Origin of the sequence: Candidatus Rickettsia barbarica (genome assembly GCF_041477405.1) — a bacterium.
In the GTDB taxonomy this organism is placed as follows: Bacteria; Pseudomonadota; Alphaproteobacteria; order Rickettsiales; family Rickettsiaceae; genus Rickettsia; species Rickettsia rickettsii.
Window position 1 is genome coordinate 151362 of the sequence record NZ_JBEWYL010000002.1, and the last position, 26538, is coordinate 177899.

Consider the following 26538-nt stretch of genomic DNA (forward strand, 5'->3'; position numbering starts at 1 on the left):
CCTGCTTTCACAGAGATAACACCGATGCGGTAATGACATAAAGTAAAAATAGTAAGGTATTATATATCATATCTTACTATCCGGTAATTTATTCTTTAATAAAAGAGGTAATTGCAGTAAAATAAATATAAAAGTAATAGGTATTACACCGAATACTTTGAATTTTACCCATGTTTCATCTGAGCAATTACGCCAAACTACTTCATTAACTACAGCCATAAAAAAGAAAAAAGCCGCTGTTCTATAGCTTAAGGTTATCCAACTTTCTTCTTTAAGACGTACTATACTCTCTAAAGCATATTTGATAAAAGGATTTTTTCTTATACCGCTCATGAGAAATATTATTCCAAAAATAACATATAATATAGTAGGTTTGATTTTTATATACATTGAATCGCCGCTAATTAAAGTAATGCTTCCTGAAACTAATAAAACAGTCGTAGAAATAATAGAAAGTTTGGATACTTTCTTATCTATAACATAACAAAGGGTAATACAAATAACAGAGGTAATAAGCATATAAAGAGTAGCGTGTTGTATACCGCCTCCATAAAAAAAGCCTGCAAAAAATGCTATTACCGGACCAATTTCTGATAAAAGTTTTAACATATTTAATTTAATTGTTCTCTTTGATAAAATTAATTTGATTCATTTTTTTGTACTGATATTATAAGTTATTTTTGGAATATCTTAATTTTATTTGTATGAAAATATTTATCAGTAATATAGTAGTAAAATAAGCCAGTACTTGTAGCCCGTTAGGTCTTGCAATATAACCGGTAACAATATGTAAGATTTTACCTATCATACTTCTATCTGCTACTAACCATGAACTATCCCAAAGTTGATCGGATAAAAACATAATTAGACCGGAAGAGGTTAAAATACCTGCAGCACTTGCTGCAAATCCACCTGCTATTAGCATTAATAATATGGTAGAGATTTTAAAAATATATTTTTGATTAGCAATCTTAATGAAACCGAAATATATTACTAAACCAAGTAAGAAGCCACTTGTAGCACCTATTATCACTCCTTGCAAGTAAATACTGCTTGATATTGTTTCAACTGAAGATATACTATATACTAAAATAATAATTTCTGCACCTTCTCGTAATATAGTAGTGGCAACTAAAAAAAACAACATGAAATAACTGGCATTACCTTCATGAATTTTTACTGATAAGTCGTTTATATGTTGCTTTACTTTTATACCGTAACCTTGCATCCATATTATTGTCCAGCTAATCAGAATTGTTATTAGTATCATAATTCCGGAATCGAATAACTCGTCGCCTATTCCGCCAAAAGATAAAGATAATTTACGTGTAAAAAATGCAAAAATTGAAGCAAATACTACTCCAAGCATTACTCCAGCAATAATATAAAGACGAGATTTTTCTATTTGTTTTGTTACGACGAGTATTACACCAAGTAATAAGGATATTTCTAAACATTCACGAAACACTACTAAAGCAATTTTAAACATATTTTTTATCTAATCATTAACAATTATAAAACCCTGAGCCGTATCTTGATGAAAATCTCCAAAAAATTCATATTTTCCGGACTTGAGAGGTGCAAGTATAATATGTATTGACTCATTTGGCATAACTATTTTTTCACGATGTAAATCATGACTTTCAAACTCTTCTACAGTATCATCTTCATTATGAACAATTAACCTTATCTTAGTCGATTTTGGTACTTCAACTATATTCGGAACAAATTTATGATCTTGTATAGCTATCTTTACTTCTAATATATTACTGTTTGTTTTATTATCGGAACTCTTACTTGTAGAGATATAAATAATTACTGCTAAAAATATTAAACCTGCTAATATTAAACCTGCTAATATAATAATATTTTTGTTTTTTTTAATAATTTCCATACTATAATTAAAGTTTAAAGTAAGATGCTTATATACTCGTTTAATTTGAGTTTTAAATTTTTAATAATTACAAAATTTATCCTGCAATTTTTATTAATGCTATAAGATATACAATTATTATCATTATGACAAGGATAGATAATAAAATATAATTTTTTTGTCTTTGAATTTTATTTTGTTTCATATTTATTTAATTTTGTTTAAAGTCTCCTAGTTCAAGCAAAAGATATTCATTTGTTGGTAATGATTCATGAGAAATAATTTTATTTATGTTAGAACCTAAAGTTTTAAATGTTTTGCCTGCAGCAATAACACTGCGTGTTCCAATCGTTACTTTACCTTGCAAGGCGTAAGAAAAAATTAAAGGATATGTAATATCGCCGATTTTCATATCTATTTGTTGTCCTGTTGCTTTTGAATCATATAGTATTTTACCGTTTGATAAGCGAGTAATTTTAGCATTAAAGCTTACTTTTTCACCACATAATAAAGGAACACGATAAGCTATCTCATCGTCATAAATTTTAACTTCATTACTTTTAACAAAATTTTGCGGTAATATGGATTTTAAAATTACATTAACTTTATAATTATAAGCATCATCGAAGATAATATTATTACTATTATTAACAGCATATTTTGCCGGAATAATAGCTTCTCGTGCTTCTCCTACCATCATACCGATTATTACATTATCTAAGCCAAGCATTACAGGAGCAGAGCCTAAAGTAAAAGTCTTAGTATCTTCAGATATTAAAGTATTGTTCATATCTGATATTTGATAAAATACGGTAACTACATGTCCGCAAGAAGCGGGACCGATATTACCGCTACCGAGCGTATTAATTTTGAACAGTGTTTTTACTAAATCCTTACGTACTTCAATAGTGTAATCATTAGGATTGATAGGTCCATTTAACGGTTGTAAAATATTTTCAAAAAATGCTTTCCCTTCTTCGGTTTTAAGAGCATTTATTACTATTTTTGAAACCGTACGTTCAAATAAGTTGCCGTTTAATGAAATAGGAGGTTCATTATTTATACTAGTTTGGTTTTCATCGGTAGATGAATTATTTGAAGCCGTTTGCTCTACAGTTGTAAGATTATTGTTGTCGGGAGATATTTTTAACTTTACTATATTGTAAAGTATTAGAATTACAATTATTAAAGATAAAAATTTTTGCATATATATAATATTTTTAGTATAACAAAGTGTACTATAACAATCCATTACTTAATAATCAAATGAGAATAAAAATAATTTGATTAATAAAAATAATTGATTTAAATTTAGATGCAGAATTTTATAAATATAGCGGTGAAAAGTGAAAAAATTTATATTTTGTTTTTTATGTTTATGGACATTAAACATATTTGCTGCTTTTAAAACTTACCCTAATAAGCTTAATCGTTGTAAAATTACTAGAAATATATTTAATGATTATGAACCGAAAGTTTTTGAAACTACTAATAATTTATTACGTAAAACAGGAAGATTATCAAAATTTTACGGTGAAAGGATATTAATTAAAGGAAAAGTATTAGATCAAAATTGCGTGCCGGTTGCGGATGCTACAGTTTATTTATGGCAAGCAGGAAGCGGGGGTAAATATCCTTACGAACCTTTAAAAACTAGAGTTGATAAAAGAAGATTTACAAGTAAAAGCGATTCAAGTTTTACCGGTTCCGGTATTGCTACTACTAATAATAAAGGAGAATATTACTTTATTAGTATGTTGCCTTATACATCTGCTCGTTATTTGAGAAGTGCAAATATAAGAATAGAGCATCCTAGTCTTACTACTCTCGAAACACGCTTAGACTTATCTGATCAAAATATGTGTGATAATGAGTGCGGTGAAGTAAATCCGATATTGATCGAACTGCAGGAAAATATGCCGTCTTATTGTGTTGACTTAGTTTTGCAAGGTACGACGCTTAAGAGGTATTGATACAGTACGTCATTGCGAGGAAAATGACGAAGTAATTTGACGAAGCAATCTCAGGATATTTGACGAGATTGCCACGCAGTCTACGACTGCTCGCAATGACGTTGTGCCTCTTTCTGCGGTGTTTCTAAAGGCTTTTTTATACCACAACTACATAATGTAAGTGCTAATACGAATAAATAAAATGTCTTCATTACTATAAATTATTATATGACCTTAAGAAATTATAATAAATATCTTATATATATTATAGTATTTTTATTATCTATAATAATTTTTATTCCTAAAATTCATGCTAGGCTCTATGAGCAGCCTAAGGATAAATTAGCATTTTTAAGAGGTTCAAGCGTTCCTGATAATATAATTTTTTTTGATGAAGAAAAAAATCAATATTCTCTTGATCAGTTTGAAGGAAAGACTATATTGTTAGTGTTTTGGGCTACTTGGAGTGCTCCTTGTGTCAAAGAAATGCCTGACCTTGATATGTTGCAAAAAGATTTTAGGAAATTACCTTTTTCAGTAATTCCGATTTCAGAAGATTATCAAGACATAAAAGTTGTGAAAGAATATTTTAAAAGCTATCAAATAAGATATTTGCCGCTTTATCATGATTATAGAAATGAATTATTTAAAGCCTTATGGGTTGTTAGTTTGCCGACTAGTATATTAATAGACCCAAACGGCAAAATAGTAACTAGCTTTGTTGGCAATACAAATTGGTATGACGAAAAAGTTAGAGGTACTATTCTATCTGCCATTTCCGGCAATTATCCTGAACCTAAAAATAGTTATAACGCGCAACTTCTGAATAAACCGGCTAAGCCTTTGCTGCCAATAAAAAAGGATGCTCTATAGTAACTCCAAGTAAATAGACGCAGTGTAATTTGGAAAAGAGCAAGGAGTCTATAAGGCGAGGAGCAGAGCGTATACTTAATAGGTGAGTACCACAGGTCTTATAAGACAACATAGCCAATTTTTCAAATGAAACGAATATATTAAATTAAAAATGAGTAAAATTAATGAATGAAGTAAATAAATCAACTATGGCGAATGCTGAATTTGATCAGATAATAACCAAACGACAGATAAGTAAATTAGACCAATTATTTGCTTCGGTTTTTGGTAATTCTAAAGAGGTGATTGCCGTTTTACGCCTTAGCGGTGTTATCGGTAAAGTAAGTACTATGCAATCGGGACTTACGTTAGAATCATTAAATGCACTAATAGAAAAAGCTTTTAAAATAAAGAAATTAAAAGCATTATGTTTAATTATTAATTCTCCCGGCGGTTCTCCGGTACAATCTGAACTTATTGCAACACGTATTCGTGATCTCGCTGAAGAAAATAAAATAAAAATTTATAGTTTTATTGAAGATATGGCGGCTTCAGGCGGATATTGGCTGGCTTGCAGCGGTGACCGGATATATGCTTTGCCGAGTTCGGTTATCGGTAGTATTGGAGTAGTATCAAGCGGATTCGGTTTTCATGAAGCAATTAATAAACTTGGGATAGAGAGAAGAGTTTATACGGAAGGCAAGAATAAATCAGTATTGGATCCGTTTAAACCTATTAATAAAGATGATCTTAAAATTATCAAAGATTTGCAAAAGCAGGTTTATGAACATTTTATAGAATATGTAAAAACAAGAAGAGCAGGGAAGTTAACTCAGCAAGACGAAATTTTATTTAACGGTGCATTTTGGGCAGGGCAAACGGCGCTTGATTACGGCTTAATTGATGGCATAGGTGATATGTATAGCGTCATGAAAGAAAAATTCGGTGATAATATTAAGTTTCAATATCTGTGTGCTAAGCAACCTTGGCTTAAAAAGAAACTTGGCATGGGAAGTAAGATATTAACCGATAATCTTGCTAATTCTTTAATTGATGCGGTAGAAAATAAAATTATTAACGATAAATTTGATATGAAATAATATGACACTAACACACGTTAAAATTAAAAAACTAGAAAATTTTTCCGGCGGTTTGCCGGAATATGCTACAGAGCATAGTGCGGGGATGGATTTAATAGCCGCAAACGAGCAACCTATAACAATAAAAGCAGCCGCAATACAGCTAATTCCAACAGGCATCGCTATAGCACTACCGGATTCGTTTGAAGCCCAAATAAGACCCCGTTCGGGTCTTGCCGTTAAACACGGTATCACGGTTGCTAATTCACCCGGTACTATTGATGCAGATTATCGAGGTGAAATAAAGGTCATTCTTATTAATCTCGGTAAAGAAGATTTTATTATAGAAAAAGGCATGCGAATTGCACAGATGATAATCGCAAAGTACGAACGTATATTATGGGAAGAAAGTAGTAGTCTTATGGAAACGATGCGTGGTAGCGGTGGCTTTGGTTCTACCGGTGTTTAGTGGGTCTCTATGTCATTCCCGCGTAGGCGGGAATCCAGAAAAATAACCTTAATATTGATACAAAAATTACATATTAGATAAACCTATAAAAAATAAGTTTTTTATAGGTTTTACTGGGTTCCTGCTTTCGCGGGAATGACATTAACGAGCCATGTAACAACGCTTTTAGTAGCTCGTAATGACTATTAGGTATCCACGCAACAAATCATAAAACTTATGAAAATCACAATAAAATTGTTAACCTCTATATTGTTGTTATTAGCTTTGAAAGTAAATGCTAATTCTGATGCTGTAGATAATGTTAAGCAAGTTTTTACCTATATCGATCAAAAAAATTGGTCACAAGCCGAAGATTTATCTTTAGAAGTAAATAATAAAATTTTAACAAAAATTGTACTTTCTCAGAAATATTTAGATAATAAATATTCAGATAATAGTTTTGAACATGTAATAAGGTTTTTATGCAATAACCCGGATTGGCCTCAAAATAAGCTGCTTGAAGAAAGAGCAGAAGAATATCTAAATAATAATACAAATAAAAAAGTAATTGTTGATTGGTTTAGTAAACATTCTCCTCTTACCGGTAAAGGTTATAAATTTTATGCAGCAGCTGCAAGTGGTTTAATCAAAGATCAGAAGATATTACTACCTATTATTAAAGAGGCTTGGGTATACGCCAATTTCACTCCTGAAGAAGAAAATGCATATTACAATAAGTGGCATAAATATTTAACTGCGAGTGATCATTTAGAGCGAATAGAAGAACATTTATGGAAAAATGATATTAGATCTGCTGAGCAATCCCTGAAATATGTAGAGCAAGGTTACCGTAATTCTTTTAAAGTCCAAATTGCGATTATAGGTAAATCGCCAAATGCTGAAAAGCTTTTTAAAAGTGTTCCTGAAAAATACTATACTTCCGGTTTATTATATCGTTATTTAGATTTTAAAAAAATGCAAAAGCCGACAAAGGAAATTATTACTTTATTTAAGAAAGCTAAAAATAACCGTAAACATTTTGCTAAATGGTGTCGTATTCAGTCCTATTATGCTCGTGAATTCATCGAGTACAAAGATTTTGTTAATAGCTATAGAATGGCAACGCTTCCTTTTGCTACTTGTCCTGAAACTATAAGGGAGCAGGAGTGGCTTGCGGGCTGGCTTTCTTTAAGTTTTTTAAAAAAGCCTGATCAAGCATTAGTACATTTTAATAAGTTTATTAAAGTTGTTAAGACTCCGATTAGTTTGGCACGTGGGTTTTATTGGCTCGGTCATACTTATGCAGCAAAAGGCGATAAGCAAATGGCTAGAAAATTTTACGAGCAGGCAGCTAAATATTCTTTTACCTTTTATGGGCAGGTAGCAAATATTGAATTAAATAGGACAAAGTTAGTTTTACCTCCTATTCCCGTAATAACTTCTGAAGAAAGGAAAATTATAGAAAATAAAGAGATTATTAAAGCAATAAGGTTATTGGTTAAATATAATAAAAACTACTTAGCCCTGATATATTCCAAAGCAGCAATGAAAAATACTAAAAATTCTGCAGAAATTCAAATAATTGCGAATATTATTAAAGCCAATAATAATACTAATCATATGGTTGAGGTGGCAAAAATTGCTGCCCAAAATAATGCTTTTATTCTGGATTGTGCTTTTCCAACGCCTTATAATCTAGTAGGTTTGCCTATCCCACCTCATTTAACTTATGGAATAATTAGACAAGAATCGGTTTTTGATCATAAAGCAGTAAGTTATGCAAATGCTATGGGGCTCATGCAACTTATTAAAGGTACTGCTTGTGATACCGCAAGATCCATAAATGTTAAATGTAATGTAGCAGACTTAACTAGAAATCCGGTATATAATATTAAACTTGGTGCGCATTATTTCAAAAAATTATTAGATAATCATAAAGGTTCTTATATTCTATCCATTGCTTCTTACAATGCCGGAAGTCATAATGTAGTAAAATGGATAGATAGGTTTGGTGATCCAAGGGATATAAAAGATACAAGAAAAGTTATTGACTGGATAGAACTTATACCTTATCGAGAAACAAGAGATTACGTTCAAAGAGTACTTGAAAATGTTCAGATTTATCGGGTAATCTTAAATAAGAATAGTAGTTTGTACTTTAAGCATGACTTACATGCTTGTGATATAGCAAAAAGTTAATTTCTATTAGTGTTTTATTTTGACATATAGTAATATGTAAGTATAATATCGACACTAATTAAAAACTATGAATTAAGGAGGAGAATATGAAAAAATTAGAGCAACACTTTAAAAACAGCGCAATGATAACGATATTCAAGTAAAGAAATATAAAGACGATCTTAATGTAATCGGCATTAGATATGACCATAAATTTGCACATGTTGCAGTTCCAAATCATGCTACCGGCGGTTTTGAATATTTTAAATGGGATTGGATGACAAGCATTATGGGTAGTCATTCAGAAATAGTACCAAGATTTAAGAAAATAGTAAGCATTTTAAAAGAAGCTCAAAGTAACCCAGCCCAGTATGAAAACTTAGTATCTAACTTGGATGCTAGTACTAAAAATGTACTTGAGGTTACTATTAAGAGTAATAATATTACTGTACCGATACAAGACACTAATAAGGTAATGTCAGAAATATTATCAGGAATGCAAACATGGCTAGATACAAAAAGTCATATCCCTGTGGACCTTAAACAAAAATTCTTAGATTTAGGTTCTAATCATTTAGAACTATTCATAGAAGCTGCTTATAACAAATTTGACAATAAGTGGATAGTTAAAGAGTTTGTTGATAATGCTGTAAAAACTGGAGAAGAAGGTAGACAATATCTAGCCGATTGTGATTGTAGTTCAACTGACCAGCTATGGACAAAGCTTGTTGAACCTATAATAGAAAACCTTAGAATAAGCGAAAATTCAACTGATAAATCTGAAGATGATGAAATATCAGAGGCTTCGGCGAATAAACTTGGAGCAAAAGTAAAGACTTTAGCACTATCTAATACTCATGAACTACCAGCACAAAAAGAAGCATTAAAGCTTGTATATGATATGAGGAAAGGTAATATAGATAAAGCAACTGTTGTTAAGAACATTAATTTTTTTGGTCAGGACGATACTGTATTAGGTGGGTCTGTAGAATATAGTGGCCTTACTATTGACCAAATCAAGGCTAAAGCAGTAGAGATTGCCGGTGATGCTGCTGCTTTAGAATAGCTTCTTATAGGTTATTCGCATTTTCTATGTCATGTCTGTCCCTAGCTAAAATGGGAATCCAGTGCTTGCCTCTGTCATAGCGTGGCTTGTCCACGGTATCTAGAAAAAATAAAATAAAGACTGGATGCCGTGGTCAAGCGCCACGGCATGACATAGTAGGTTTACCTGTTCAACAATACCTATCAATTATATTCATGATTCTTAAAAATATATCTTTACTAATAATATTATTTTTTTCAATATCAACTTTTTCTGTTGGTCATAGTCTAAAAAATATCTCTATTACTGTTGTTGCTCCGGCAACAGGAGCGGATAATAAAACCTTGTCGGATTTAAAAAATATTAATGGACTAAATTTACAAATTTCTTCTAAGTGTTTTGCTAAAGGTAAGCTACCCTTTCTTGCAAGTAGCGATGAAGTAAGATTTAATTGCCTGCGGGATGCATTATTTGATGAGTCTGATAATATAGTATGGAGTTTACGAGGTGGTTACGGCTCTGCGAGAATAATTCCCGATTTACTAAAGCTATCAAAACCAAATAAAGAGAAATTCTTTATAGGATATAGCGATATAACAGCGTTACATCTTTTTCTATCACAAGAATGGGGCTGGAAAACTATTCACGGCAGTAATATAGCCGATCTCTTAAAGCCGGAACAAGATCAAGGTAATTTTACCAAGCTTGCTGAAATATTAAAAGGTAAAGTAAAGCAGGTTACTATAGATAATTTAGTGCCTCTTAACGATATAGCAAAATCAAGTGATCTTGTTAATGGCAAACTAACAGGCGGTAACTTAACTATGGTGCAGACTAGTATAGGAACGAGTTGGCAAATAAAGACTAAGGGCAAAATTCTTTTTTTAGAAGATGTGAATGTAGTTCCTTTTAGATTAGAGCGTGAGCTTTTACACTTAAAGCAAGCAAGGTTACTTGAGGATGTTAAGGCTATAATATTTGGTTCATTTGGTAAAGATCTTGATGCCACAATGTTAGTGCTTCGTAATTTTGCAGATAGTTTAGATATACCGGTATTTAAAACAAATAGATTCGGTCATGAAAAAATTAACGATCCGATTATTTATAATACGAATAGTAAGATTATTAAAAGTAAAGAATTTAAGTTAGTGATGGGGTTGTAAGCACTATTGTGAGCAGTTGCTAAGCCGTCATTGCGAGCAACTGAAAGCCTTGTTGCATGGTTTGTTTATGCCATATTCCCGCGTAGGCGGGAATCCTAGGGTAAAGCGAGATAAATCGAGCTTTAAAAAAAGTTTTAAAGTACTGGATTCCTGCCTACGCGGGAATGACATAATTAGCCTATCGACTCAAATGCAAATAATCAGTATACTTTGATAAATTCAAATCATAAGAAAAGAATTTATTTGTAATATAATGTTCAAGTAATTTTACTAAGCCTGCTTTATGTCTATTTAAAGTCTCGATGCTTAAAGCTATTTCCGTTGTGTGCACATAAGGTTCGGTACTAGTTATTTTTACGTAGGCGATAGTAATATTGTTATTTATAACTGGATTCCTGCTTTCGCGGGAATAACACAAAAGGGGCTGGGAATGACATAAAAGGGATAGAGAATTACATTTCGTAAATCCGTTTTCTAGTAACATCAAACTTTCTATGATAAGTTGCGGAGAGAGTCCAAGCTCTATTTCTTTCTTAGTCGGAATAGTACCGGTCTTATAATCTAGTATAGTGATATTGTTGGATTTACTTATTTCAATTCGGTCAGCTATACCGATTATTTTTATATCTTGACCTACAATATTTAGCCGTAACTCCCCTTTAGTTTCAAAATAGATTTCTTTGCAGTTTTTTCGGCGTTCTATATCAAATAAAATAAAAGCTTTGCTGAAAGCCGTGAGTTTTATTTGCCAAGTTTTTTTTGTGTAGCTTGGTAAAATAGTGCTATATAAAATATGATTACCGATATTTATTAAAGCATTTTGTTTATCAAGCAAATTTAAATTAATATATTGTTTGTCGTAATTTTTAGAATATTCCTCTAAAACTTTATGAATCAAATTACCGAAATCCGATATTTTAGGTTCTTCCCATATATGATCTTTTTTACGTAGTCCAAGAATTTTCTTAGCATAAAAACCGTATGGGTTTCTTATTAATGTTTCTATTTCGGTTACTGATAAGGTGGTTGGGAAAGAGGGGCTGTGGATCTCAATACTCTTGTCATACCGTGGCTTGACCACGGTATCCATATAATTACTGGACCCCGTGATCAAGTCACGGGGTGACACAGAACCTTTTTCTAGCTTCAAAAATAAATTACTCGGTACTGACAGTTTCCCATCATATTTTTTAGCATTCAGTATAACTATTTGCTTATTTTGTAGAAATAAATTGAAGTAATCTGAATATAGAGTAGGGGCAATTTCATCGTAATCTATATTTAGTATCTGCAATGCTTTCTTGCTAAGCCATGGGTGAGCTTTAGCACTAAGTGTCCAGTTTTCATTATTAAAATGCGGTAATATAATTAAGTCAAATTCACATAATGCTAAATCTTCAGGCCGTCCTATAATAATACTAGCAGCGTCGGTATTTTTGTAATATTTGATATTAGAAAGTAAAAAAGAAAAAATTTTAGGAAAATCCTTTTTATCTGTTGAATTTATATATTTACTATATGCAGTTAAATTTGTTAAAAACTCAAGTAGTTCTGCTCCTCCTTCTTTTTCCCAAATAGTAGGCAAAAGTTTTTCAGTTATTTCTTTAGTTAAGGTTAGAATAGCTTGTATATTGTGTGGAGTATCGGTAAATAAAATATCTATTAAGTTACGGCAATACTCTCTTATATCCTCATTATCAAATTGTAATTGCAATAAATATTTCGGTGAGGATATAAAACGGTTTTTATTAGATAGCATTAACTCTAACTGCTGCACAGTAGGGCAGTTAATTAAAGGATTTTTAAGTAATAAAAATAGAAGTTTTAAATCAAAATTATTACATAATATGTTAATAATGGACGTTAGTAATTCACCTATATTAGTAAGCCTTAAGTCATTACCTAGTAGATCTTCATATTTGTCTAAAAAATTACAATATACTCTTTTAAGCTTATTATTATTTGTAACGATTGCAATCCGTCTGTCTTTATTACGGCTACATATATAAGATATTTGTTTAGTTTCTTCATAAATGTCATTAGGTTCATAATAAGATATACCATTGCTAATCTGCTTGGAGGCAGGATTATAGTGAATTATGTAATCCTTTAATTCTTCTTCAAATCTTTTAAAAAAAACATTAGGCTTGAATATTCCGGCGAGTATTACCTGCTTATGTCCTGTTTTTATTTTTATTATTTCTTCTTGTAATAGCTTTAATTTATAAACTGCTTTAGTTTGTTTTTGAGTAAACGATATTTCTTCTTGCCATCTTAAAAAGCAATATTCTAGAAATTTATAAATCTTTTGCCAATAGTTAGAATTGTTATAGACTTCAATTAATTTTATATCGATATTATTGATTATAAGATCATTAAACAATTTTCTTAAAAGTTCTGCAGCTTTTAATGATTCATTTTTATTCAAAGGTAATTCTTTATATTCGGTGATAATTGATGATAAAATAAGTAATTCTTCTATTTTAGATATATAATCCGAATCGATTTTTTTTGAAATAAGAGAATTAAAAGGAATAATGATAGGTAATTTAATTTTATATTTATCGGTTAAAATCTTCTTTAATTCTAGGCATGAGAAATTATTAGGCAATATTATTTGAACTTTTATATCTTTACCTAATTTATCAATGATATACTCAGCAAAACTTTTCAAAAAAGAATAATCAGCAGTCATAAATAATGTTTTTGACGATAATATAGCAGATCAAAGGTCCGAAATCTTATTTAAAATGATAATATAGTACAATAAATAATATTTGATTATTAGTTTCTTATTAAGTATTTTTAAATATATTAATTTAAATTTAATAAATAAGGTATCATATGAAAATTTTTATTATATTATTTACTATTATAGTCTCTATAATATCACGAGCTTATGCTAATAATTTAAACTCACATATAGCTTATTGTGATAATATACAAGTAGAACAACAAGAAGATTTGGTAATACAAAAATTGGTTAAACTATTTGTGACTGAAATGAATTGTATTATTAGCGGCTGTTTACAACAATGGGATGTGCAAGATAATTGGGTAAAATATTCAATTGCTTGGCAAGAACAATGTGGACCTGTAATTTATGGTCAGTATCAACTAGAAGGCAATGGTAGAGGTTCTACTTTCGTATATGAATGCTCTAAAAATTCCGTATGTTGTTGGCCGCTTGGATATGAATATAATAAAGCGTTTGTAATATGTTCATCTAATGATGTTAAAAACTAATATTTACTTACTAACTTTTACGAATTCTTTAAATAATTCTAAATCTACTCCATTATCGTTAAGATATTCAGGATGCCATTGAACGCCGATAACAAATTTATGTTTCGTTGATTCAATGGCTTCAATTATACCATCTTCTGCTGTTGCAGATACGATAAGATCATTACCAAGTTGTTTAGCAGCCTGGTGATGAGTCGAATTAACCATAGTTTGTAGCTGATTATTAGCTATTTTAGCAAGTTTAGTATTTGCTTCTATATTAATTGTATGCGAAACGATGTTTTTAGGCGAAGGTTGTGTATGATTAATTACAGTTTCAATATAATCAGGAATATGTTTAATAAGCGTACCCTTAAAAATAACGTTTAATAACTGCATACCTCGGCATATTCCTAAAACCGGAATATCTCTCTCTAATGCTTTCTTTAAAACTAATATCTCAAAATTATCACGTTCTTCATTGGAAACTACTATATCTTCGGCGTATTCCGGCTCATAAAATTTAGGATGTATGTCCTCATCACCGCCTGGCATTACAACACCATCAACAAGTTCCATAAGCTGATTTATTGTATCACTTTGATAAGGTAATAATAGCGGTACACCGCCGGCTGCAATAATCGCATCGGTATAGTTTCTTCGCAAGGCGTACCATGGAAAAGCAGCGTAAGTATATTTTTCACAATTTTGAGCTAAATCAGGTGTAACACCTAATATCGGTTTTTTATACATTTTATTATTTTTCTGTCAGCTATGTCATTCTTCATAGTACCGGACAGTTCATAAAGGTCCTATCATTGCAAGCCAGCATTTATGCTGACGTGGCAATCTCAGGAGTTTTTTTTATATTATCTTATGAGATTGCCGCGTCGTTGCTAACGCAACTCCTCGCAATGATGATGACTTGGCATCCACGCAGCAAAGCCACTATTACCCCTCAATATGCGGTGGTGTTTCAAAAGTATGGAACGGTGGTGGTGAGGTAAGTGTCCACTCTAATGTGTCTGCTCCTTCTCCCCAAGGATTGTTTGGACAATCTTTGCCGTATTTTAGCGTATAGAAAACGATAAATACAAAATAAAGGGCAGCAAACATAGAAATACCTGCTCCTATCGACGAAACCATATTCCAGCCGGCAAAAGCTTCAGGGTAGTCCGGTATTCTTCTTGGCATGCCCGCAAGACCTAAGAAATGCTGCGGGAAGAAAGTTAAGTTAACGCCTATAAAGGTAATCCAAAAATGAATTTTGCCTAAAATGTCCGGATATTGTTTACCAGATATTTTGCCAAACCAATAATAAAAGCCTGCAAATGCCGTAAATAAAGCGCCGAGCGACATCGTATAATGGAAATGTGCAACAACATAATATGTATCGTGCAGAACTCTATCAAGTGCCGAATTTGATAGGATTATGCCGGTTACGCCGCCGATCGTGAATAATATAATAAATCCTATCGAAAATAGCATAGGAGTTGGGAATGTAATCGAACCACCCCACATAGTCGCTATCCAGCTAAATATTTTAATACCCGTCGGAACTGCTATAATCATCGTTCCGGCAGTGAAATATATAAGTGCATTATAAGAAAGCCCAACAGTAAACATATGGTGAGCCCATACGATAAATCCAACAAAGCCTATGATCACCATAGCCCCGATCATACCTTGATAGCCGAATATAGGTTTGCGTGAAAAAGTTGAAATAACTTGACTTATTATACCAAAGCCTGGAAGTATTACGATATATACTTCAGGATGACCGAAGAACCAAAATAGATGCTGAAATAATACAGGATCACCGCCGCCGTCAGGCTTAAAGAAAGTAGTTCCAAAATTACGATCTGTAAGTAGCATAGTAATAGCTCCACCAAGTACCGGCATCGCAAGAATTATTAGAAATGCGGTAACTAAAATAGACCAAACGAATAACGGCATCTTGAAAAGGCCCATTCCCGGAGCTCTCATATTAAAGATAGTAACGATTAAGTTAATTGATCCAAGGATTGACGATAGACCGGTTAAATGTAAACTGAAAATAGCCATATCAACGGCTGCACCGGGGTGACCGCTTAAATTACTTAAAGGAGGGTAGAGCGTCCAGCCCGTTCCTGGCCCACCGTCAACAAAAGCTGATCCCATAAGTAAAAGAAAAGCAGGCACTAGTAGCCAAAAACTGATATTGTTAAGGCGTGGAAATGCCATATCGGGAGCTCCTATTAACAGAGGTACGAAATAGTTACCAAAGCCACCGAACAAAGCCGGCATAATCATAAAGAATACCATAATAACCGCATGTGCTGTGATAAGCACATTATATAGCTGGAAATCATGATTTAAGAAAGTGCCGCCGGGCATTGCAAGCTCTAACCTAAAAAGCAGTGAAAACAAACCTCCGGCAATTCCGGCAAAAACGGCAAATATGATATACATAATGCCGATATCTTTGTGATTGGTAGAAAAAAGCCATCGCCTCCAACCGTGTGGGGTGTGGTGGCCATCGTGATAAATTTCGGTAGTAGTTATATCCATAATTATTATTCTGCCTGTTTTAATTGTTCGATATCTGCTCCAACAATTGCCGGAATATTCCGAGTGATTTTATCATAATCCCAATCCCACCATTGAATTTCAAGTAATTGCTCAACTATCTCATCAGGAAATCTATATCTTTGTAGGATTACCGACAACAATACTATACTAGTACCCATAGCAATAGCACAAAATTTTCCTATAATCAATTTAACAAAATAAGCTCCTCTAACATTTTCATATTCAAATTTCTCAGGGTGATTAGCGTCATTGTAATAAGTGTAACCTCCGACTATTATATTTAGATTATGGATAAAATGTTTTAAAAATATCGTTTCTTTTGCTTGTTTAGGAAAAAGATGGGGATAAGGGTTATTGTGGTTGGTCATATATTAAAAAATTTAAAGTAATAGTTTTAGTTTATAAAATACTTGCGTTATAAATTACCATGCTTCTTTACCTGCTGAATCATTACTACTTAATAATTTCTTGATGTCGATTAGAATCGGTTATATCGTTTAGTAATTTATCTAGTTCAGATATTTTTGTATTATAATTTTCCATAGAACTTCTAAATATAATTAGTTAGCTACCAATTTTGGCTTCTTGCCATTCATAGCAGTCTTATTCTTGCTTGCAATCCAATTGTCGAAATCCTCTTTACGTACTACTTCTATAGCAATCGGCATGAAGCCGTGATGGATGCCGCATAGTTCGGAGCATTGTCCGTAATATACGCCTTTTTTAGCCACTCTTGTCCAGGTTTCGTTTATTCTGCCTGGGGACTGCGTCTATTTTAAATCCAAGTGATGGAACGGCAAAACTATGTATTACGTCACCTGCGGTAATGAGAAACCTTACGGTAGCATTTTCAGGGATAACAATTCGATTATCAACGTCTAATAATCTTTTGTGGTTAGGTTTTAAATTCTCATCAGAGATCATTACGCTATCAAATTCTAAATTATCATGATCAGGATATATATAATGCCAATACCATTGATAACCTACTACTTTAATAGTTAAATCCGTTTCGGGTATTTTTTCGGCATGACGCAATATTTTAAAAGACGGCACTGCAATAATAACTAAAATTATTATAGGTATTACAGTCCAAATTATTTCTATTAAAACATTATGTGAAAATTTTGCCGGTACGGGATTATTTTTTGCATTAAATCTGATGCATACAAAGCCAAGTAATCCGGCAACAAATAAAACAATAGCTGTTGAGATATAAAGCAGAAAATTATGAAAATGATGTAATTCCTCCATAATCGGGCTTGCCGGCGGCTGGAACGTTACTTGCCAAGGTAACGGCTCGGAAGCAAAGCAATTACTGCTAACAATCAAAAAACAAATTAAAGCAATAGACATTTTTCCAAATTTTGCTTTTGGAGGTAATGTATACGCCAATCCGGTACTCGAATCCTCACTTACGCTTTTGTACTCTGCGATTCGAGGGGAAGTGTCTTCTTTAAATTCCTCTCTATAAGCTGGTTTGGAAAGATGTCTAATAATATTTTTCATAGCACATATAAAGTTATTTACATTTAATATAAATGGATATACAGTTTTATTAAAGTAAAAATCGATAAATTTTTGTAAAAACTACATATTTTTAATAATATTTGAGCTAGAAAGTTGAGCTAGAAAGTGTACCTATATTAGGATGTTGCAGTCAGTCAATAACTTCTATTACTTTCGCATTTCTTAATTTTGCTTGAATTTATTTATTAACTGAGGATCGTGCTTTGTTACGGCGATTACAGAAGGACAAATATTTTGCACTAACCGAGCATAATCATTAAAATCTTTTAGTTTAGGTAATATAAGTACTTTATCAACAAATGTGAAAGAACTTAAAATTTTTGCTCGTTGTAATTGATTATGGATAGGTTGACGGTTTTTATATTTAATAATTGTTTCATCCGGCTCTAAAGGAACGATTAAGTATTTACCGTGTTTTTTAGCTTTGCGTAGAAATTCTATATGACCGTAATGTAATAAATCAAAACAACCGCCTACTAGAACTATTTCACTATTTACAGGACAGTTTTTATTTAAAGAAATATTCTCATAATATTCTATTTTAGGTAATTTGACAGTATTATGGCTAGATGAGCAGGACATAATATTTATCTATATAAGTTAATAAAAATTAACTTATATAAAAAATTAAATTTTAATCAATAAAAAACTAATTAAGACAGAAATAAAACAAAATTTTACAATTTTCTATTGTAATTTGTTTGTATATAGTTCATATTATTACTAGTAATGAAAAATTGATTCAAATAATCTTCAGAGCAATTTTAATGAATGATACCGCACTATCTTATGATTTTAATGGCATATTGCCATCATCTTTTATTAGTGCACGTCTCAGGAAAATCCTCACCTCTGCCTCCTTATTATTATTTATAGGATTAGTTGTTTTTGTCTCTTTTGCTGTTAATAATTATGTTAACAACACTTTATCTATAACTTTAGTACAACCTGATAGTAGTGAAGAAGAAACAATTTCATTTAAAGAAGTAGTAGTAAAAAAAGGCGATACTATAAAGTCAATTTTGATAGAACAACATATCCCTAAAAATGAAATAGACAAAATTGTAAGTTTAATAAAGGAGGGAAAATTATCTTCTGCTCTTAAAATAGGGCAGCAAATTACTTTTGAATATGAAACAAAAATTATCGAAAACGAGGATGAAGATTTAACCTCAGAGGTAGCATTCTTAAATAAAATCGTTATAATTATCGATAAGCTAAAAACTATTGAAGTAATTAGAGAAGGTGATAATTTTAAAGTTGAAGAAATTGTAGTACCTTTAAGTAAAAAAGTTGCTAAATCGTCGGTAAGTATTGAGGCAAATTTTATGTCAGCTCTTAAAAAACTGGGCTTATCGGATAACAGTATAATAGAGCTGATTAATGCTTATGCTTATCAAATCGATTTTCAGCGTCAAATAAAACGCGGTGATACTGCAACCGTAATAACGGAAAAATACGTAACGGAAGATGGTAAATTTTTCCACCACGGTAAAATTCTATATGTTTCATTAAATCTTTCAGGGCAAGAATATAATATATATCGTTATTCTCATGATAATAACGCAAATAATCATGCATTTTTTTCCGAAGACGGTAAAAGCGTAAAAAGAAGCTTACTTAAAACTCCGCTAAAAGTTATAAAAGTTTCTTCACATTACGGTAATAGAAAGCATCCGATACTCGGTTATACTAAAATGCATAGGGGGGTTGACTTTGCAGCTCCAACCGGTACGCCTATATATTCCGCAGGAAACGGAGTTATAACAGAAATAGGTTGGAAGTCGGGTTATGGAAAATTTATTCAGGTAAAACATAGCGGTACGCTATCTACTGCTTATGCGCATGCTTCAAATTTTGCAAAAAATTTAAAAGTGGGAAGTATCGTAAAACAAGGACAAATCATCGCATATGTTGGAAGTACCGGCAGAGCTACAGCTTCACATTTACATTATGAAGTTAAAATTGATGGCAAACATGTTAATCCTATGTCAGTTAAAACAACACCGGGTATAGAATTAAACGGAAAAAATTTAGAGAAATTTAAACAATTTAAAAAAGAAATAAAAACTTTAAGTGTTAAGCTTGATAAGGAATTGCAAGCTGATAAAGCAGCTACAGTTTCATTGTAGAGTGAATCCTTGTCATATCGTAATCAACTTGGTGTTGTACGACTCTTATGTCATTCCCGCGAAAGCGGGAATCTAGTAAAACCTATAAAAAACTTGTTTTTTATAGGTTTATTTTATCAAATATATAATTTTGTATTAATATTAAGGTTATTTTTTCTGGATTCCCGCTTTCGCGGGAATGACATTTACAATTATGCTCCCACTATTAAAAAAACTATATCTCACATTTGCTCGTAGTAGTCGTATAATAATAACCTTAGTGATTATTGATCAGTTAAGTAAATGGTGGTTTATTGATAATTTGAGATGGAAGCCGGACTTAATGCTTAAGGTTACTTCTTTCTTAAATATGGTTTATACTTGGAATTACGGTATTAGCTTTGGTCTAATGCGTGAATATTATCAATATAGCAATGCTATTTTCTTAATAACGAACACGATTATTGTCTGTTATTTATATTATTTGATGATACGTTCAAAAACGATCGGAAGCTTTGCCGGTTATAGCTTTGTAATCGGCGGAGCTGTTGGTAATCTAATTGATAGATTTTTTAGAGGAGCAGTTTTTGACTTCATCCATTTTCATTATCAGAATTATAGCTTCCCCGTATTTAATTTAGCTGATTGCTTTATTACAATAGGAGTAATTATCTTAATAGAAGATTATTATAGTACTAAAAAAGTTATTGAAGAAAAGGCTAAAGGGAATTATGATAATGCTCAAATTGAAGCTATGGCTGAAAAAATTCGTAATACCGATAAGGGTGGTAACGATAAAATAGCCTCCTTGCAAAATTAAACTTATAGAGAGGAATTTGAAGGAAACACAGAACGCAGAACCGTAGCGTAGTAGACCTACGTGAGGATTCAAGTACCGGATTGACGTACAAATTACCTCTAGAAGTTCATTTTGCAAGGAGGCTATTTTAATTTTAATTTATAGGTGTTTAAGTGAAAAAGATTTTTGTATTATTTACTGTTTTATTAATTACTTCTGCTTGTAGTAAAAAGTTAAAAGAAACCGTAGGTATATCAACAGTTGGACCTAATGAGTATCAAGTACAGCGTGCTAAAGCACTAGAAGTTCCGCCTCATTATTATTTACCTGATCCTGGGCATAGCAAAACAACTTACAGTAATGTAAAAGGACAAGGTGAATTTAATGAAGGTGAACAAGCATTAATGCAGGACATGCATTAGTATACTTGATTAACTTCAAAAATTGGCTACGTCGTTTTACAAGATCTGCGGTGCTTACGTATTAAGTATATGCTCTGCTCCTCGACTTGTAAACTCCTTGCTCTTTTTGAAGTTAATCAAGTATACCTGTTCTTGAATACTAAGACTGCAATGTTTTTTCAAATTAATTCATGAATTCTCATACAAAACAAAAAATAGGTGTTTTTGGGCTTGGTAAAACCGGTATATCGGTTTACGAGGAATTGCAAAATAAATATGATGTAATTGTTTATGATGATTTAAAAGCAAATAGAGATATATTTGAAGAATTATATAGTAAAACTGCTATCGCTGCTTTATCTGATTCAAGATGGCAAAATTTAGATACAATTGTCTTAAGTCCTGGAATTCCTTTAACGCATGAGATAGTCAATATTGCAAAAAGTTTTAATATTCCAATCACTTCCGATATAGACTTATTATTTGCAAAATCAAAAAACTTAAAATTTATAGCTATAACCGGTACAAACGGTAAAAGTACTACTACTGCTTTAATAAGCCATATCTTAAATAGTAGCGGTTTAGACTATCCGGTTGCCGGTAATATTGGAGTTTCTGCTTTGCAAGCTAAAGTAAGTAAGGATGGATATGTACTTGAATTGTCTTCTTTTCAGCTAGATCTAGTAAAAACCTTTACAGCTAAAATAGCCGTGCTTCTTAATATAACTCCCGACCATTTAGATAGACATCAGGATATGACCTGCTATATTGCCGCAAAATCTAAGATCTTTGATCGAATGGATCAAGAGAGTTATGCGGTAATTAATATCGATAATGATTATTGTCGTGAAGTCTTTATAAAATTGCAGCAAGAGCAGCGTATAAAGCTAATTCCTTTTTCAGTTGCTCAAATTCTTGAAAACGGTATTTCGGTAGTTGATGATAAAATTAGCGCTAATTTTTTTGATGATATAAGTTTTGAATTACAGCATAATTCAGAAAGTTTTAGACAATATGAATTTCAAGGTGAGTCTGCGGAGCCGGAGTGTATAAAAATACGTGAGCACAGGCAAGACCTGCAAAATTCGCTTGTATCAAGCTTTATGCATTATGCTGTACCTTTTAATAAAAACCTGCAAGGAGTTCATAATTGTGAGAATATTGCAGCAAGTTATGCAGTAGCTAAAATAATAGGAGTAGAACCTAAAAAAATACTTGAATCTATAAGTAGTTTTCAAAGTTTACCTCATAGAATGCAATATATCGGTAGTATAAATAATATAAGTTTTTACAATGATAGTAAAGCGACAAATGCCATATCTGCCGTGCAATCAATTAAAGCACTCGATAATATTTACTGGCTTGCGGGAGGAATTCCTAAAGAGGGTGGTATTGAGGAAATAAAGCCTTATTTCAGTCATATTAAGAAAGCTTATTTTTATGGTCAAGCTAAAGAAATATTTGCAAATACTGCTAAGAATATAGTAGATTGTGTAATATGTGATAATCTTGAGCAGGCTTTCGATCTTGCTTATAAGGATGCAGTAGGTGATAACGCGGAGGTAAAGAATATCTTGTTAGCACCTAGTTGTAGCTCATATGATCAGTTTAAAAATTTTGAAGAGCGTGGCGAGTTGTTTATAAAATTGTGTAGTGTCCTGTCACTCCGTGGCTTGACCACGGGGTCTAGTTAAAAATACTAAATAATATTAGTATTTTTTATTGTTTTTCTGGATGTCGTGGTCAAGCCACGGAGTGACATCGAGGGTGTTTTCCGATCCATGCAATAACATTATAAATATAGCCATAATTGAATAACTATAATATGCATAACGAAATATCTAATAACTTTATAAAATTATGGTGGCGGAGTACCGATAGGCAAATAATAATTTCTTTAATTATCTTATTTGCTTTTAGTCTAATGCTTGTGACTACCTCAGGTTCAGCAGTAGCAAGTAGAATAGGTCTTGAAGAAAGTTATTTTGCATCTAGACAAATATTTTATTTAGCTGCCGCTTCAGGACTTATATTATTATTTTCATGTCTTAATAAAAAATGGTTAAGGCGTTTTGCAATAGTTGGATTTATTGCTAGTATAGTTTTATTAATAGCAGTTAAATTTTTTGGCTATGAAGTAAAAGGCGCAGTGCGATGGATTAATATTCTAGGTCTATCTATTCAGCCTTCGGAATTTATCAAACCGTTTTTTGCAGTTGTTACGGGCTGGATATTATCGCTAAAATTTAATGATGATTTTCCAAGTTTTACGATTTGTGTAATACTTTATTCTATTGTTGCTATTCTCTTAATTATTCAGCCGGATTTTGGAATGCTTGTAATGATTACGGCAGTTTTTGGTATTCAACTGTTTATTGCGGGTATGCCGATACTTTGGATTGTTTTAGCCGGTTTTTTAGGAATGATAGGAGTAACTATTGCTTATTTTTGGTTACCGCACGTAATGCAAAGAATTAATTCGTTTTTAGATCCAGATAGTAGCGAGAATTATCAAGTTAGTAAGTCTCTTAAGGCGTTTGAGCATGGCGGGTTATATGGACGAGGTCCAGGGGAGGGGGCAGTCAAGCAGGTACTACCCGACTCGCATACGGATTTTATTTTTGCTGTAGCAGGTGAGGAGTTTGGAGCTATTATTTGCCTTATTGTTATAGGTATATTTGCTTTTATAGTATTAAGAAGTCTTATTAAGTTATTAAACGAAACAGATAAATTTGTACAATTCGCTGCTAGCGGTATAATTGCACAATTAGGGCTTCAGGCAATAGTTAATATGGGTGTGACTTTACATTTACTTCCTACTAAAGGTATGACATTACCGTTTATTAGTTACGGTGGTTCTTCAACGCTTGCAATAGCTATCGCTACCGGTATGCTTCTTGGCTTTACAAGATACCGAACGCCATTAAATTCGTACAAAATTCGTAATATTGAAATATGAAAAAAATCATTTTGGTAGCAGGAGGGACGGGGGGACATTTTTTTCCGGCAGTTGCTCTTGGAGAAGAATTAATCAAACGTGGCTATGAAGTTCATTTTATTACTGATTTAAGATGCAAACAATATATAAAGCAGGATATGAAAGTAATTTTTCATATCCTAGATTTAAAACGCTCAGGTAATATTTTCTTGTTTTTACCTAGGTTATCAATTGCAGTTTTAAAGGCTATTAAATTATTATATAATATGAAGCCTTCCGTTACTGTAGGGTTTGGTGGTTATCCTGTTATAGCTCCAATGTTTGCGGCAATTTTTTTAAGAGTACCGATTATAATTCATGAACAGAATTCTTACCTTGGAAAAGTTAATAAATTTTTTGCAAGCTTTGCTAAAAAGATAGCTAGTTCTTATGAAAAAATAAAGAATTTACCGGAATTTGCAAAAAGTAAAATAGTAGTTACCGGTGGGGTAGTTAGAGAGAATATTAGGGAATTAAAGGTTATAGAAATGTCGTCCCGTGGCTTGACCACGGGGTCCAAAAAGTCTTTAATAAAAGCACTGGACTCCGTGGTTAAGCCACGGAATGACAAGCTTTTTACAATATTCATCTTTGGCGGTAGTCAAGGAGCTAAGTTATTTTCAGAGCTGATACCTGCAAGTATCCAAATTTTGATGCAAAAACAGCCAAGTCTTGAATTAAACATAATCCAGCAAGTGGCATTAGATGATCAAGTAAAAATAAAGGATATATACTCGAAATTAAACATTACCTATGAATTTGCTGAATTTTTTGATAATATTGCATTGCAATATAAAGAAGCCGATTTAGTGATTTCAAGAGCAGGAGCATCTACTATAGAAGAATTGACCTATATAGGGTTGCCGGCAATCTTTATTCCACTACCTAGTGCTGCGGATAATCATCAACATTACAATGCACAATTATTGGAAGATGAAAAAACAGGATGGTGTTTAGAGCAGAATAATATTTCTGCAGGAAAATTAGCAGATAAAATACTCGAGTTGATAAGTAATCCAAAAATATTAGAGGATGCTTCACAAAATTTATTAAAAAGAAGAAAAGAAGGGCATAAGCTATTAAGTAACCTAATAGAAGAGGTGATTTAGATTTTGTTTTCCGTCATTGCGAGGAAAGACTGTAAGTTTTGACGAAGCAATCTCGTGCTAAAGTCCTGAGATTGCCACACTCCTTTTAGTCGTTTGTAATGACGGGGTGGAGACATACAACAAGACCAAAAATACCTCAGAATAACAATACTTTAATTAAGCACATAGCAGTTCGGCTCTTTATTCTTGCAAGTTTTGCTATTATGTGGCATTAATCATATTAGACTTTCTGCATAACTTGCTTCTAAGGGTCATTTGTGCGTCGATCCGTTACTCGTATCCTCACGTACCAAAGCGTACGCTGCGGTGCTGTGTTCCGTGTCTTCTACAAATGCCTTCTTATTAGCTAAGTTGTACAGGAAGTCTAATAAAAGTTTTGGAATAATATAAATATATGTTAAAAAAAATTATAATATTATTTTTAGGAATGTTTTTACTTTCAGCTTGTACAGATAATTTTAGAAGCTATTTTCAAAGATCAGCAAATAACAGATTGGTTGATAGCAAAGGTGCTAAGGGCGGTAAGAGAAAACCTGTATATAATAATAAATATATTACTTTGGCTAAAAAGAATATAGTAGAAGATAATCTTGATTATGATAACGATGATGACTATGATAGTGATAGTCCTTTAAGAGGAGAAAGAATCGATCCTGTAAAGAGAAATCGTGAAATGTATCTTAAGATGATTAAAAGGGATATAGCAAGGCAAAAAGCAGAAGCTGGTTTCGCTGAATCCGATGATGATATGACTTTAAGTAGAGCGAATAAAAAGGTTAGAAAAGACGATAGCGATAAAGAAAAAAAGATACAAGAGGAATTAAATCAGATAAAAGCCATGCTTAGAGAAACTAAGCGTGATATATCAAAATATACTTGTCCAAATGCTGTAGTAAATCAAAATTATGCCCCGCCCGTTACAAATTATGAGCCTGTAAATTATCCACCGGTAAAAAATAGTAAGCCGTATAATAACAATTCTAAGGTAAAGCAAAAATTTATCCTTGAAGATGATGATAACGGCAGTAATGCTTGTTCGATATAATAAGCCTATTCTTAGCTAAAAGCAGAAATCTCTAGTCTTTAGATATATACAGTAATCTCTGATATGATATATTTATCACTACCAATAGGTTTATTACTTATTAATAAAAATTAATATTTAAATATAGAAATATGTTAAATTTATTAATAGGTATATTATGAAAAGTAAACTCTCAGCAAG

The 26538-nt window shown here is 32.1% G+C and carries 22 protein-coding genes and 5 pseudogenes; 16 read left to right on the forward strand and 11 right to left on the reverse strand.

The annotated features are described in order from the left end of the window. Nucleotides 1-66: 66 nt before the first annotated feature. From ABVF33_RS03315 to ABVF33_RS03330, 4 genes and pseudogenes are all read right to left on the reverse strand, one after another. Nucleotides 67-609, reverse strand: a complete 543-nt coding sequence (locus ABVF33_RS03315; RefSeq protein WP_004995863.1) for a septation protein A — start codon at nt 607-609, stop codon at nt 67-69. A 29-nt stretch (nt 610-638) separates the two neighbouring features. Next, nucleotides 639-1489 (reverse strand): annotated as a pseudogene (locus ABVF33_RS03320) (FTR1 family protein). 9 nt (nt 1490-1498) lie between these two features. After that, a complete protein-coding gene (locus ABVF33_RS03325; protein ID WP_499706259.1) occupies nt 1499-1894 on the reverse strand; it encodes a cupredoxin domain-containing protein in 396 nt (131 codons plus the stop codon). 190 nt (nt 1895-2084) lie between these two features. Beyond that, nucleotides 2085-3080, reverse strand: a complete 996-nt coding sequence (locus tag ABVF33_RS03330) for an FKBP-type peptidyl-prolyl cis-trans isomerase (protein ID WP_499706260.1) — start codon at nt 3078-3080, stop codon at nt 2085-2087. Nucleotides 3081-3219: 139 nt separating this feature from the next. Between ABVF33_RS03330 and ABVF33_RS03335 the strand changes: the two genes are divergently transcribed. The 7 genes and pseudogenes from ABVF33_RS03335 to ABVF33_RS03365 all read left to right on the forward strand — a co-directional run bounded on the left by ABVF33_RS03335 (nt 3220) and on the right by ABVF33_RS03365 (nt 10590). Next, entirely contained in the window at nt 3220-3846 is a 627-nt protein-coding gene (locus ABVF33_RS03335; RefSeq protein WP_499706261.1) for a dioxygenase family protein, read from the forward strand. A gap of 207 nt (nt 3847-4053) precedes the next feature. Further along, nucleotides 4054-4698, forward strand: coding sequence for a TlpA disulfide reductase family protein (locus tag ABVF33_RS03340; RefSeq protein WP_499706262.1), 645 nt, complete (start codon nt 4054-4056; stop codon nt 4696-4698). A gap of 164 nt (nt 4699-4862) precedes the next feature. Further along, a complete protein-coding gene (locus ABVF33_RS03345; protein WP_499706263.1) occupies nt 4863-5777 on the forward strand; it encodes a S49 family peptidase in 915 nt (304 codons plus the stop codon). 1 nt (nt 5778) lies between these two features. Beyond that, nucleotides 5779-6225 carry a dUTP diphosphatase gene (gene dut, locus ABVF33_RS03350; RefSeq protein ID WP_499706264.1) on the forward strand — a complete coding sequence of 149 codons (447 nt, stop codon included), beginning with the start codon at nt 5779-5781 and terminating at the stop codon, nt 6223-6225. Between the two features lie 216 nt (nt 6226-6441). Continuing rightward, nucleotides 6442-8403 (forward strand): lytic transglycosylase domain-containing protein, encoded by a 1962-nt coding sequence (locus ABVF33_RS03355; RefSeq protein WP_499706265.1) that lies wholly within the window; start codon nt 6442-6444, stop codon nt 8401-8403. Between the two features lie 86 nt (nt 8404-8489). Then, nucleotides 8490-9448: pseudogene (gene srfF, locus ABVF33_RS03360) on the forward strand (SrfF family effector protein). A gap of 194 nt (nt 9449-9642) precedes the next feature. Further along, the gene (locus ABVF33_RS03365; RefSeq protein ID WP_499706266.1) at nt 9643-10590 is read left to right on the forward strand and encodes an LD-carboxypeptidase; all 948 of its coding nucleotides are present in this window, start codon (nt 9643-9645) and stop codon (nt 10588-10590) included. Between the two features lie 178 nt (nt 10591-10768). On the opposite strand, the gene ABVF33_RS03370 is transcribed toward ABVF33_RS03365, so the two are convergent. Continuing rightward, nucleotides 10769-13285 (reverse strand): PD-(D/E)XK nuclease family protein, encoded by a 2517-nt coding sequence (locus ABVF33_RS03370; RefSeq protein WP_499706267.1) that lies wholly within the window; start codon nt 13283-13285, stop codon nt 10769-10771. Between the two features lie 149 nt (nt 13286-13434). Here ABVF33_RS03370 and ABVF33_RS03375 point away from each other — a divergent pair, with 149 nt between their 5' ends. Next, on the forward strand, nt 13435-13836 hold the full coding sequence (locus tag ABVF33_RS03375) for a hypothetical protein (RefSeq protein ID WP_499706268.1): 402 nt from the start codon (nt 13435-13437) through the stop codon (nt 13834-13836). Between the two features lie 3 nt (nt 13837-13839). On the opposite strand, the gene ABVF33_RS03380 is transcribed toward ABVF33_RS03375, so the two are convergent. The 5 genes and pseudogenes from ABVF33_RS03380 to ABVF33_RS03400 all read right to left on the reverse strand — a co-directional run bounded on the left by ABVF33_RS03380 (nt 13840) and on the right by ABVF33_RS03400 (nt 18498). Further along, nucleotides 13840-14568 (reverse strand): gamma-glutamyl-gamma-aminobutyrate hydrolase family protein, encoded by a 729-nt coding sequence (locus ABVF33_RS03380; RefSeq protein WP_499706269.1) that lies wholly within the window; start codon nt 14566-14568, stop codon nt 13840-13842. Nucleotides 14569-14766: 198 nt separating this feature from the next. Next, nucleotides 14767-16365 carry a cytochrome c oxidase subunit I gene (ctaD, locus tag ABVF33_RS03385; protein WP_499706270.1) on the reverse strand — a complete coding sequence of 533 codons (1599 nt, stop codon included), beginning with the start codon at nt 16363-16365 and terminating at the stop codon, nt 14767-14769. Nucleotides 16366-16370: 5 nt separating this feature from the next. Beyond that, nucleotides 16371-16754 carry an LbetaH domain-containing protein gene (locus ABVF33_RS03390; protein WP_499706271.1) on the reverse strand — a complete coding sequence of 128 codons (384 nt, stop codon included), beginning with the start codon at nt 16752-16754 and terminating at the stop codon, nt 16371-16373. Between the two features lie 192 nt (nt 16755-16946). Next, nucleotides 16947-17895: pseudogene (coxB, locus tag ABVF33_RS03395) on the reverse strand (cytochrome c oxidase subunit II). Nucleotides 17896-18078: 183 nt separating this feature from the next. Beyond that, complete coding sequence (locus tag ABVF33_RS03400) at nt 18079-18498, reverse strand: adenylyltransferase/cytidyltransferase family protein (protein ID WP_499706272.1); 420 nt, start codon at nt 18496-18498, stop codon at nt 18079-18081. 185 nt (nt 18499-18683) lie between these two features. Here ABVF33_RS03400 and ABVF33_RS03405 point away from each other — a divergent pair, with 185 nt between their 5' ends. From ABVF33_RS03405 to murG, 7 genes and pseudogenes are all read left to right on the forward strand, one after another. Beyond that, nucleotides 18684-20048 (forward strand): M23 family metallopeptidase, encoded by a 1365-nt coding sequence (locus ABVF33_RS03405; protein WP_499706273.1) that lies wholly within the window; start codon nt 18684-18686, stop codon nt 20046-20048. Between the two features lie 193 nt (nt 20049-20241). Continuing rightward, a complete protein-coding gene (gene lspA, locus ABVF33_RS03410) occupies nt 20242-20847 on the forward strand; it encodes a signal peptidase II (RefSeq protein ID WP_499706274.1) in 606 nt (201 codons plus the stop codon). 3 nt (nt 20848-20850) lie between these two features. Then, nucleotides 20851-20966, forward strand: a pseudogene (locus tag ABVF33_RS03415) (palindromic element RPE1 domain-containing protein); the annotation flags it as partial. A gap of 33 nt (nt 20967-20999) precedes the next feature. Then, nucleotides 21000-21248: a DUF3035 domain-containing protein gene (locus tag ABVF33_RS03420; RefSeq protein WP_004995830.1), complete on the forward strand. Its 249-nt coding sequence runs from the start codon at nt 21000-21002 to the stop codon at nt 21246-21248. Nucleotides 21249-21418: 170 nt separating this feature from the next. Continuing rightward, nucleotides 21419-22921: a UDP-N-acetylmuramoyl-L-alanine--D-glutamate ligase gene (gene murD, locus ABVF33_RS03425; RefSeq protein ID WP_499706275.1), complete on the forward strand. Its 1503-nt coding sequence runs from the start codon at nt 21419-21421 to the stop codon at nt 22919-22921. A 131-nt stretch (nt 22922-23052) separates the two neighbouring features. Then, entirely contained in the window at nt 23053-24186 is a 1134-nt protein-coding gene (gene ftsW / locus ABVF33_RS03430) for a putative lipid II flippase FtsW (protein ID WP_499706437.1), read from the forward strand. Further along, nucleotides 24183-25313 (forward strand): undecaprenyldiphospho-muramoylpentapeptide beta-N-acetylglucosaminyltransferase, encoded by a 1131-nt coding sequence (murG, locus tag ABVF33_RS03435; RefSeq protein ID WP_499706276.1) that lies wholly within the window; start codon nt 24183-24185, stop codon nt 25311-25313. Before ftsW ends, murG begins: the two co-directional genes overlap by 4 nt. 254 nt (nt 25314-25567) lie before the next feature. Here the strand turns inward: murG and ABVF33_RS03440 are convergent. Continuing rightward, a pseudogene (locus ABVF33_RS03440) lies at nt 25568-25696 on the reverse strand (palindromic element RPE1 domain-containing protein); the annotation flags it as partial. A gap of 11 nt (nt 25697-25707) precedes the next feature. Between ABVF33_RS03440 and ABVF33_RS03445 the strand changes: the two are divergent. After that, entirely contained in the window at nt 25708-26358 is a 651-nt protein-coding gene (locus tag ABVF33_RS03445; RefSeq protein WP_012719668.1) for a hypothetical protein, read from the forward strand. Nucleotides 26359-26538: the final 180 nt, after the last annotated feature.

Excerpts from the sequence above, each read along its gene's own strand:
- ABVF33_RS03315 (WP_004995863.1), bottom strand. The coding sequence starts at position 609 with ATGTTAAAACTTTTATCAGAAATTGGTCCGGTAATAGCATTTTTTGCA.
- ABVF33_RS03325 (WP_499706259.1), bottom strand. The coding sequence starts at position 1,894 with ATGGAAATTATTAAAAAAAACAAAAATATTATTATATTAGCAGGTTTA.
- ABVF33_RS03330 (WP_499706260.1), bottom strand. The coding sequence starts at position 3,080 with ATGCAAAAATTTTTATCTTTAATAATTGTAATTCTAATACTTTACAAT.
- ABVF33_RS03340 (WP_499706262.1), top strand. The coding sequence starts at position 4,054 with ATGACCTTAAGAAATTATAATAAATATCTTATATATATTATAGTATTT.
- ABVF33_RS03345 (WP_499706263.1), top strand. The coding sequence starts at position 4,863 with ATGAATGAAGTAAATAAATCAACTATGGCGAATGCTGAATTTGATCAG.
- dut (WP_499706264.1), top strand. The coding sequence starts at position 5,779 with ATGACACTAACACACGTTAAAATTAAAAAACTAGAAAATTTTTCCGGC.
- ABVF33_RS03355 (WP_499706265.1), top strand. The coding sequence starts at position 6,442 with ATGAAAATCACAATAAAATTGTTAACCTCTATATTGTTGTTATTAGCT.
- ABVF33_RS03365 (WP_499706266.1), top strand. The coding sequence starts at position 9,643 with ATGATTCTTAAAAATATATCTTTACTAATAATATTATTTTTTTCAATA.
- ABVF33_RS03370 (WP_499706267.1), bottom strand. The coding sequence starts at position 13,285 with ATGACTGCTGATTATTCTTTTTTGAAAAGTTTTGCTGAGTATATCATT.
- ABVF33_RS03375 (WP_499706268.1), top strand. The coding sequence starts at position 13,435 with ATGAAAATTTTTATTATATTATTTACTATTATAGTCTCTATAATATCA.
- ABVF33_RS03380 (WP_499706269.1), bottom strand. The coding sequence starts at position 14,568 with ATGTATAAAAAACCGATATTAGGTGTTACACCTGATTTAGCTCAAAAT.
- ctaD (WP_499706270.1), bottom strand. The coding sequence starts at position 16,365 with ATGGATATAACTACTACCGAAATTTATCACGATGGCCACCACACCCCA.
- ABVF33_RS03390 (WP_499706271.1), bottom strand. The coding sequence starts at position 16,754 with ATGACCAACCACAATAACCCTTATCCCCATCTTTTTCCTAAACAAGCA.
- ABVF33_RS03400 (WP_499706272.1), bottom strand. The coding sequence starts at position 18,498 with ATGTCCTGCTCATCTAGCCATAATACTGTCAAATTACCTAAAATAGAA.
- ABVF33_RS03405 (WP_499706273.1), top strand. The coding sequence starts at position 18,684 with ATGAATGATACCGCACTATCTTATGATTTTAATGGCATATTGCCATCA.
- lspA (WP_499706274.1), top strand. The coding sequence starts at position 20,242 with ATGCTCCCACTATTAAAAAAACTATATCTCACATTTGCTCGTAGTAGT.
- murD (WP_499706275.1), top strand. The coding sequence starts at position 21,419 with ATGAATTCTCATACAAAACAAAAAATAGGTGTTTTTGGGCTTGGTAAA.
- ftsW (WP_499706437.1), top strand. The coding sequence starts at position 23,053 with ATGCATAACGAAATATCTAATAACTTTATAAAATTATGGTGGCGGAGT.
- murG (WP_499706276.1), top strand. The coding sequence starts at position 24,183 with ATGAAAAAAATCATTTTGGTAGCAGGAGGGACGGGGGGACATTTTTTT.
- ABVF33_RS03445 (WP_012719668.1), top strand. The coding sequence starts at position 25,708 with ATGTTAAAAAAAATTATAATATTATTTTTAGGAATGTTTTTACTTTCA.